This is a genomic window from Cyanobacteria bacterium GSL.Bin1 (assembly GCA_009909085.1).
GTDB lineage: Bacteria > Cyanobacteriota > Cyanobacteriia > Cyanobacteriales > Rubidibacteraceae > Halothece.
Genome location: JAAANX010000176.1, coordinates 1 through 9,502, shown reverse-complemented (window position 1 = coordinate 9,502; position 9,502 = coordinate 1). Strand labels below are relative to the sequence as shown.

At 46.5% G+C, this 9,502-nt stretch carries 8 protein-coding genes; 2 read left to right on the top strand and 6 right to left on the bottom strand.

All coding sequences use genetic code 11. From position 1 onward, the window contains the following. On the top strand, nt 1-910 hold a 910-nt coding region (hemF, locus tag GVY04_20305; protein NBD18384.1), incomplete at its 5' end, for an oxygen-dependent coproporphyrinogen oxidase. Between the two features lie 682 nt (nt 911-1,592). Then, a complete protein-coding gene (locus GVY04_20300; GenBank protein ID NBD18383.1) occupies nt 1,593-2,318 on the top strand; it encodes a photosystem II biogenesis protein Psp29 in 726 nt (241 codons plus the stop codon). A 98-nt stretch (nt 2,319-2,416) separates the two neighbouring features. Here the strand turns inward: GVY04_20300 and larC are convergent, their stop codons facing one another. From larC to GVY04_20270, 6 genes are all read right to left on the bottom strand, one after another. Then, the gene (gene larC, locus GVY04_20295) at nt 2,417-3,598 is read right to left on the bottom strand and encodes a nickel pincer cofactor biosynthesis protein LarC (GenBank protein NBD18382.1); all 1,182 of its coding nucleotides are present in this window, start codon (nt 3,596-3,598) and stop codon (nt 2,417-2,419) included. A 54-nt stretch (nt 3,599-3,652) separates the two neighbouring features. After that, a complete protein-coding gene (locus tag GVY04_20290; protein ID NBD18381.1) occupies nt 3,653-4,768 on the bottom strand; it encodes a hypothetical protein in 1,116 nt (371 codons plus the stop codon). A gap of 3 nt (nt 4,769-4,771) precedes the next feature. Then, nucleotides 4,772-6,610 carry an ATP-binding cassette domain-containing protein gene (locus GVY04_20285; GenBank protein NBD18380.1) on the bottom strand — a complete coding sequence of 613 codons (1,839 nt, stop codon included), beginning with the start codon at nt 6,608-6,610 and terminating at the stop codon, nt 4,772-4,774. Between the two features lie 417 nt (nt 6,611-7,027). Further along, nucleotides 7,028-8,092, bottom strand: coding sequence for a glycosyltransferase (locus GVY04_20280; protein NBD18379.1), 1,065 nt, complete (start codon nt 8,090-8,092; stop codon nt 7,028-7,030). Between the two features lie 19 nt (nt 8,093-8,111). Further along, entirely contained in the window at nt 8,112-9,311 is a 1,200-nt protein-coding gene (locus GVY04_20275; protein NBD18378.1) for a glycosyltransferase, read from the bottom strand. A gap of 29 nt (nt 9,312-9,340) precedes the next feature. After that, the coding region (locus GVY04_20270; GenBank protein ID NBD18377.1) for a glycosyl transferase at nt 9,341-9,502 on the bottom strand (162 nt) is incomplete at its 5' end.

Sequence of the window (9,502 nt, the reverse complement as noted above, 5' to 3'; positions counted from 1 at the left end):
TGGCAGTGGTCAAACCTTCCGAGAAGATAGTTGGGAACGGGAAGAAGGCGGTGGCGGTCGATCGCGCGTGATCAAAGAAGGCGATTTATTTGAACAAGGTGGGGTTAACTTTTCCGAGGTCTTTGGCACTCAACTTCCTTCCTCCATTTTGAAACAACGTCCCGAAGCAGAAGGACATGAATTTTTTGCCACGGGAACCTCTATGGTGTTACACCCCCGCCATCCTTATGTACCAACCGTTCACCTCAATTATCGCTATTTTGAAGCCGGTCCGGTTTGGTGGTTTGGTGGGGGCGCTGATTTAACCCCCTATTACCCATTCGCCGAAGATGCCGTTCATTTTCACCAGACACTAAAAAACAGCTGCGATCATCATCATCAAGAATATTACCCTATTTTTAAACGGTGGTGCGATGAGTATTTCTACATCAAACATCGTCAAGAAAATCGCGGGATTGGCGGTATCTTTTTTGATTATCAAGATGGTCAAGGAGAACTCTATCGCGGACCTGATCCAGAAGGAAAAGCGGGACAATATAGCAGCGAATTAGGAGCAATTGAACCGCGGAGTTGGGAAGACTTATTTGCCTTTGTTCAAGACTGTGGTAATGCCTTTTTACCCGCTTATACACCGATTGCAAAAGAGCGACGTCAAATTGATTATGGTGAACGGGAACGGAATTTCCAACTCTATCGCCGCGGACGCTATGTAGAATTTAATTTAGTTTATGATCGCGGCACGATTTTTGGTTTGCAAACCAAAGGGCGCATTGAATCAATTTTAATGTCATTACCGCCGTTGGTGCGCTGGGAATACTGCTATCATCCTGAACCGAATACACCAGAAGCGGAACTTTATGATGTCTTCCTGAAACCTCAAGACTGGGTAAATTGGAACCAAAAAAGGTAAGTTGTAAACGGTCAAAATACACTCAGGACAAGAAGCATCTCCTGATCGCGGTTGCGCTGACCAACGGTCATCCGCAGGAGTTCGGCGAGCTCACCCGAGCCGCTCCGTCGTCTCACGGCGGAGTACGGATGACTTCATTGCTATAATTATGATAAGCCCCCTGTTGAGGGGGGTTACTGGCTTCGGTACTTCATTTTTCATAGATTGCTCAGTCCTTCCAGGAATGTTTTAAGAGAGCAGAAATCCGGAATTTGTTTGATCAAAAATATCTGTTTTCTCTGTTTTCATCGTGAGAAATACCAACTCAAATAGTCAGATAATTGAGTGGTAGTTTTATAGATCAAAAAAGAAATAAAACCCATTCAATCCCTGACCTTGTCGTATTAATCCATGCTCAATCTAACTTCCCTTCACTCAATTAGTAATAAGGTTTAAGATTAATGGGTATAGCAGAGAAAAAGATGATTGCAGCCGTTTATCTCAAAAGTAAACTCAGTCAGTCTTTTAATCAGGCAGTACTCTTGTTGGTGTTAACCGTCAAAGAACGCTGAATCCCTAATGTCTTAAGAAAAGTGACGATCATTATCTATTACTAATGGGGGACTTGGCAAATTTTCTTAGAAACGAGACAATAGTTAGAATAAACAAGCTGTCTATAATTAAAGAAACTGACATAAAATCTGTGGATACTCTTCGCACTCTTTCTGATACTAAACGGACCTTCTATACACTCCATACCCGTCCTCTGAACTCAATCTACCGCCGAGTGATTGAGGAATTATTGGTGGAAATGCACCTGCTAACGGTGAATGTTGATTTCAAGTATGACCCGATTTATGCCTTAGGGGTAACAACTGTTTTTGACACCTTCATGCAAGGTTATCAACCGGAAAAAGATAAAGAATCGATTTTTAATGCGATTTGTAAAGCAGTTGAAAGTGATCCCCAGCAGTATCGGCAGGATGCAGAAGGGGTAAAATCGCTTGCCGATCATCATTCTGGAGAAGCAGTCACCGCTTGGTTATGTGAATTGAAGCCTTTAGAGGACGCGGGAGAGTTAAACGAAGTTCTAAAAGGGATTAAAGAGAATCCTCGCTTTAAGTACAGTCGTTTGTTTATCATTGGCGTCTATACTCTCCTAGAGAAAGCGAATCCGGAGATTGTTAATGATGATCAGAAGCGGGAAGAAGTACTAGAAAATTGCTGTCAAGCCCTGAATTTACCGAAAGAAAAAGTAGATAAAGATTTAGATCTCTATCGCAGTAATTTAGAGAAGATGGAGCAAGCGCGATCTGTGTTAGAAGATGTGGTCAGAGCAGATCGTAAACAGCGTGAAAGACGAGAACAGCAACAAGATTCTAAGTCGGGCGTTGAGTTAGAAAAGAAAGAGGAAAATACAGAAGTTTAACTGAGATAAGTAGGAGTTATTGGTTGCTGCTGCTGCATTGTCTAAGAGTAACCAATAACTGAGGCTTGATGATCGGTGAATAAAAACTGAATCAGGATTTATTTTTGCTGATCATAAGCAGCGATCGCGCTTTCTTGAACGGCTTTTAAGGGCACTTGATACTGTTGAGCGATTTTCACACAGACTTCGTATTCGGGCTGGACGTTCATTACTTTCTCCTGTAAGAAAGCAACTTTAACCGGAATTTCACCATAGGGTGTGCTTACAGCTTGCATTTCTCGTTGGAGGGCAGTGCGATTTTGAATTTGCCGACGAATGCCAAGGGTGGTCGTTTCCTGAAACAAAATCGCTTCGCACTCAGGAATTTTATCCACCGGACAAACAACAGTAACTAAGGTTCCTAAGCGAGATTTTTTCATTGTAATCCCTTGAGTGAAGACATCTAACGCCCCAACGCTAAATAGTAATTCTTGAGAGTAGGCTAAAACTTGTGGCGAGAGATCGTCAATTTGGGTTTCTAAGACAGCAACGGTTTCTAAATTTTCCGCTGTGGTTGTTTCTCCGAGCCATAAACGGAGAATATTGGGAAGGGGTAAACGGGCAGTTCCTGCCCCTAAACCCACTTTTTGCACCGTCATCGCTGGGGCATTACCAAATTTTTGACTGAGAGTCACGACTAACGCTGCGCCGGTAGGAGTGACTAATTCTTTCTGAATGCCATTGCTATATACAGGAACTTGTCGCGTCTCCCATAATTTAACCACGGCAGGAACCGGCACGGGTAAACGCCCGTGGGCGGCTTTGACGCTGCCGCCGCCCGTGGGGAGGGCAGAACAGTAAATGGCGTCTACATCCAGCCAATATAAGCCTAAGCAAGTGCCAACAATATCAATAATGGCATCGGTTGCCCCCACTTCATGGAAATGCACCTCATGAGGCGATACCCCATGTACAGCCGCTTCAGCAAGAGCCAGTTGTTTGAAAACGGCTAAACTCCATGTTTCAACTGGCGGGGGAAGCTTGGCGTTTTGAATCAGGGTTTCAATGTCGGGGAGATGGCGATGCGGCGGCGTAGTTGTTCTTAGCTGAACTTCAACTTTTGTTGCGACTTGCCCATTATGGGAGAGAGAATAAGTGGATAACTCATACTCTTCACTAATGTCCAACTGTTGTAATTGAGATTGGAGATAGTCGATGGGAACACCGGCATCCACTAACGCCCCTAAACACATATCCCCAGCAATGCCGGTTGGACAGTCAAAATAGACAATTTTTGTCATGGTTACCGTTGACGATTCCACACCTCTACCAGCGCGTGTGTTATCTCCCATCAATCATAGTTTAGCAACGAAAATCCCGTAGGAGGATGTCACGTTCATGGCTTGCAAGATTGGGGAAGTTTGGGAACTGGGGTAATGGACAACACTGAATGTATTAGGGAATAACGGCACTGGGTGGGGAAAGGGGAACAGGTGTGCCAATAAACGACTGAGAGTGGGAGGGGGCGCGATCGCGCAAACCGTTCTTAATTCTTTCTGATGCAAGGGGGGCAATGCTCTTAGGGACAACTGTGATCCTTGGAGTATCCTGACGATTGCTTCTAGATGCGCTTGTGCTAACTGTTGCAGGAGATCGCAATTTTCCCCGATAATTTCCTGAATGGAGACTGAGTTGAATGGCGCCAACAGCCTTGGCTGAGAAGGAAAATCAGGATGAAACGGTAACAGCACCAACCGCACTCCTTGCTTACCGGCTTTGAGTTTTGGCAAACCCGGATTGAGTGTGAGGTTGAGAAGATGGATCTGACTCCTGCCCGGCGTGAGAATATCGAATACGGTGAGACCGCTATGGGTTTGTTGAAAGCAGTGGTGATAGCGAGGAGAAATCCCCAAAGCCGTATTGATTAATGCCTGATTGGTACTGCCATGCCCAACAATGAGCAGGGTTTCTGTGCGATGCCACGGTAAAATCGTCTGCCAAAATTCCTGAATTCGTTGATATAACTCTAAAACTGGATAAAATACACAATTTTCCTCTGTCTGAATTTGAAATTGATCGGGTCGCACTTGCCAACACGAGTAACGGTCACTGTCTTCAGTCCGAACCTCCTGATAAGGTCGCCCTTCCCACGTGGGCAACTTGATTTCTTGTAATAACTCTGAAGTCTGAATCTGTTGCGGTTGCGTCTTCAGATAAGGCAGTAAATCAACAAGTGTTTCTTGAGCGCGTTGGAGAGGACTGACATAAACCGTGTCAAGCGGGCAATTTTCTAGAAATTGACCCATCCGCTGAGAGGCAAGATGACCTTGATCGGTGAGAGTAGCCTCATCAGAACTCCCTTGGTAGCGCTGTTGATCGTTGAGAGTGCTGCGACCGTGACGCAGGAGTATAATGCGGGTTCCCGTTTCTGGAACAGGAGAGAGGGGGAAATTCGGCAAAAAATCTCTCATGATTCACCCCACCAGAGAAATATCATCGGCTTGCAACTGATACAGTTGCGCATAGCGACCGTCTAGTTGCATTAATTCCTCATGGCTGCCTTGTTCTCGTAACTGACCATTTTCTAGGTAGAGAATGCAGTCAGCCTGACGAGTGGCGTGTAAGTTGTGAGAAATCCAAAATGTTGTGCGTCCTTGGGTTAACCGGCGTAGGGCTTCTGTGACCAGGGCTTCACTTTCATTATCTAAGCCAGTGGTGGGTTCATCCAAAATTAAAATGGGGGCTTTGCGGATCGCTGCCCGCGCGATCGCGATGCGCTGTCGTTGACCCCCCGAGAGCGTAGTTCCCCGTTCACTGACGATTGTGTCGTAGCCCTGGGGGAGTTGGGTAATAAAGTCGTGAGCATTTGCCAGTTCAGCCGCCGCAATCATCTCCGACTCGGTTGCTTCAGAGTTACCATAAGCAATGTTGTCACGAATACTGCTGCCAAACAGAATCGTATCTTGTAAGACAATACTAATTTGGCGACGCAGAGAGGCAATGGTATATTCGCGAATATCGTGACCATCAATGAAAATGTTGCCTTCTAGAGGATCATAGAGACGAAGCACTAAACTAACAAGCGTTGATTTACCGCTCCCAGAAGGACCAACAATGGCAATGTGTTGTCCCGGTTCAACATTAAAATTAAGGTTCTGTAAGCTGCACTGTTCCCGATCGCGCTGATAGGCAAAGGTAAGATTCTCAAAACGCACTGCCCCTTGTAATGGCGGGGCTTCTTTTGCGCCTCGGCTATCCTGAACCTCGGGCACTTGGTTCATTAACTCAATAATCCGCTCCCCAGACGCGGTTGCTTTGGCAATTTGTCCCGTGTATTTTGCCAACTGGCGCATGGGCTTAAAAGCTACTTTGAGATAAGTCACGAACACCAATAAATCTCCTGGGGAAACCATTCCTGATAGGGTCAGTTGCACTCCCCGCCAGAGAACGATGGCAATGGCAATGGCAACTAATAGTTCCACTAACCGTTCTTGCCCAGCCCGTAATTTTTGAGCTTCTGCACTTTCTTTGAGGCTTTTTTGGTTATCCTTAGCAAAGGATTTTTCGAGCAGCCCTTGTAAAGATAACGCTTGCACCACTTGAATGGCGCTAATGGCTTCTGCTGCCGAGGCTGCCATCGCCCCTTCCCGCTTGCGTTGACGACGCGCCACGGTTTGAATTTTATTCCCCATTTGACGGGTGGTTAGTAAAAAGACAGGAAGAACCGCGATCGCGATCAGAGCCAATTCCCCATTTAAAATAAACATGACCGCGAGCATCCCAACCAGCGTCAGCAAATTGGTAATTAAGGGTAAAAACGCAACAACGGTCACTTCCCGCAGTCGTTCCACATCATAAGTCACCCGCGTGATTAAATCGCCACTTTTGGATTGGTTATGAAAAGAAAGAGATAAGTGCTGGATATGGCGATAGAGTTCATTTCGGATTTCAGTCATGACATAAGTTGCCGCCACTGCCATATTGACAGCGCTGAAATAGGCAAATGCCCCTCGTAGGGCAGAAATCAACACCAGCGCGATCGACAACCCAGTTAAAACCCAGAAGGGATCTAAATTCTCGATGGGACCCACCCCAAATGATTCCACCTGAAACCCGGGTAAAATCACGCGATCAAACATCAGTTTGAGGGGCCAAGGTTCTAATAATCGCATCGCAGTTTCCGCAAGGAGAGCAAGAAAAGCGGTTCCCATTAATGATTTTTGCTGAGCAATTTGCGGCCAAAATTGTTTGAGGATGCGACCGAGGCTGGGTAAAGCGTCTCCAATCGATTGCGGTTTCTTTTTTTTCGGCATGAGATTAAACAATTTATCTGTCATCCTGAGAAGACCCTCATCTCAGATGATGGGATGAATCAGGATAGTTGTGTGGTATGATTTTGGCAAGCTAAAGGAGGGATATTGGATTAGTCGTGTAGTACGAACCTATCCTCACGCTTTGCTCCGGCTGGAAAAAGGCTAACTGCACCAAGTGGGTATCGAAAACCGCTTGCCCCATTGCTCCACTGATCGATAAGTATCAAGGGCGGGAGATCAAAATAAATTACGATACCGTCGGGCGGACGGAAATCTAAACGCTTGGGGAGCTACCTTTAAGAGCGCTTGCTGTAAAAGGTGTAGTCAGGTAGGACATGAGACCGTAAGACCAAAATTAACTTAGTTAATGGAGGCAAGACTCAGCCCAAGAATCCCTCACCTCCGGTGATGGGAGCGTCAAGCCACGTGGGTTGAATCTTGAGTGGAAGGGGAGAGTTGGATTGTTGCCTCCGTAGAAGAAGCGTGATCCGCGTACAGAGAATTATAACGAGTGCTCACCCAACGATTGAGTTGTCGTTCTAGGGCAATCAAGGGTTTCATTATCAGCGGCGGTGCATGACCGAATAATACTCGCTTCACCCAAGGTTTGAGGAAGGCTTGGTGGCGGCGATAGCCCAAACGCCGATAGCGCTTCCGAAAATACTTATCTTTCTTGGGAAGATTCCACTTTTTGCGGAAGTGTTTGAGACTGCGCATTTCCCAGTCATCACTCCAACGCAGCATAAAGTAAGCTAAATCATACCAACGATACAAAACATCTGGCACATAAGTCACAACGGCATTCGGCTCACAGTAAAGGGTTCCTTGCGCTTGGATGACTCGCAGACAAAAATCAATGTGTTCTCGGGTACTCAAGAGCTTTTCATCTAAGGGTCCAATCGTATCGAAAATTGAACGACGCACCAGCATACAATGAAACTCGGCAAACTCACAGGGTTGTCGTTTGAGCTGATCTTTTACCGCTGCGACTGAACGATTGACAAAGTAATGCTTTTCGTGAACCCGCCGCTGCATTTGCTCTCCTTTCACTTGTAAGACAATGCGAGCTTCCCCACCGGCAAGGTGAATGGTTTCGCCCAGAGGACGACCAATGCAAGTCAGGGGGCAAACCACGGTTGCTGCTGTTTCATCAGCACAGGCAACCATCTCCTTAAGCCAGTGTGGCGATACTTCCACATCATTATCAATAAATAGGACGTATTCGGTTGGCGGTGCATAGGCTAATCCCAAATTGCGCGCTTGGTTCGGTGCCAGAAAGTGTTCAGTTCGGATCAAGTCAAAGCCCAATTCTTGGGATTTTTGTTTTAAATCATCTCGGAGTCTAGGGGGAGACCCGCCATCGACATAGACCAGGTGGAAAGGAATTGTTGTGTGGGTATAAATACTCTTGAGCGATTGCTGAGCATAACTAAAACGCTCACGAGGAGAAACAATAATTGTAATTTTCGGTTTCATTGTCATTTCTTTTCCAGGATTGCAATTAGGCTGAGAGCGCAATAACCTTTTCTTCAGTAGCGGACAACACCTGTGCATAAATTTGCGCCCAGTGAGACTGTTCTTGTTCTGGGGCAAGGTCAGTGAGGGCAGTTTTTTGAGCGGCTTGACCCAGGTTTTGGCGTAATTGCTCGTTGTCCGCTAACCTTTCTAGCGCTTGGGCAAGCGCCATCTCATTACCAGGGGGAACGACGCAACCGTTTTCCCCATCTCGTAAAATTTCACCAATGGCATCGATATTGGTACCGACAATGGGTTTACCCGCAAGCATTGCTTCCAAGAGGGCATTGGGGCAACCGTCATGCAAGGAAGGCAGAGCAAAAATATCAAGATGTGCCAGATAAGCGAGGGCAGTGTGGCGATCCACCATTCCGGTGAGGATGATCTGATCCTGAATCGGACTGTTTTGAATTTGTTGCTGCCAATAGGTTTTTTCTCGTTCTGCATAATCGCCGACGAGCAGGAGGGTTAACTCCTTTTTTGGCGTTAAGGCAGCGCAAGCATCCAGTAGGACTTCCAGTCCTTTTTTGTCGCGAAAACGTCCAGTTGAGCCAATGACTGTTCCCTGCAACCGTTCCAGATGAGGCGGAACAGGCAATGAGGCAAAATCGACGGGTTGAATGGAATTCCAGAAAGCCGTGGCGCGATCGCGCAATTCCGGCACTAGGACTAAGGCGCGTCTCATCAAGGCACGACTGACAAACGTTACCCAATCGGACTGGGCAAGAGTCCAAGTGATTTGCCCCTGTTGTTTGGGACTAAACAAATGCTTGTGCAAGTCACTCCCGCGCACGCTATTAATCACCGGAACGCCCTGTTCTTTTGCGAGTAATGTTGTCAAAAACCCCGTTTCGTTAATAAAAAAGCCGTGAAAGAGCCGGAATTGAAATTGATGATGCAGTTGTTCCAGCAGAAAATAGACTTCACTGAGAAAATCTTGGATAATTGGGGTTTCGGAGCGGATGGCGGGGAACAGACGATGGACTAAAATTCCGTTTTGTTCTTGAGAGATAGAGCGCGATCGCTGCAAGGTATCATCTTTACGTTGTTTAGAATGAAAGACAGCAACGTGAACCTCATAGCCAATGGCTTTGAGCATTTGGGCAATGCGATACACAGATTCTCCGACCCCCCCGACATCAGGGGGAAATTCTAAGGTGGTCAGGCAAATGCGTTGCGGTTTCATCAGTTCTCTCCCATTAAAAAACGTTAAGGTTAGGCGGCAAGGGACTTTTGGTAAAAGTCCTGCAAAATTTCGGCTGTCTTAGCAACCCCATTGCAATCAAAGGCAATAGCAGTCGATTTCGTCTCCAGAGCATCCACAATTTTTTCGGCTAAGCGCTGCGGGGACAAATCCTCTGGACGCAGCACTGAAAC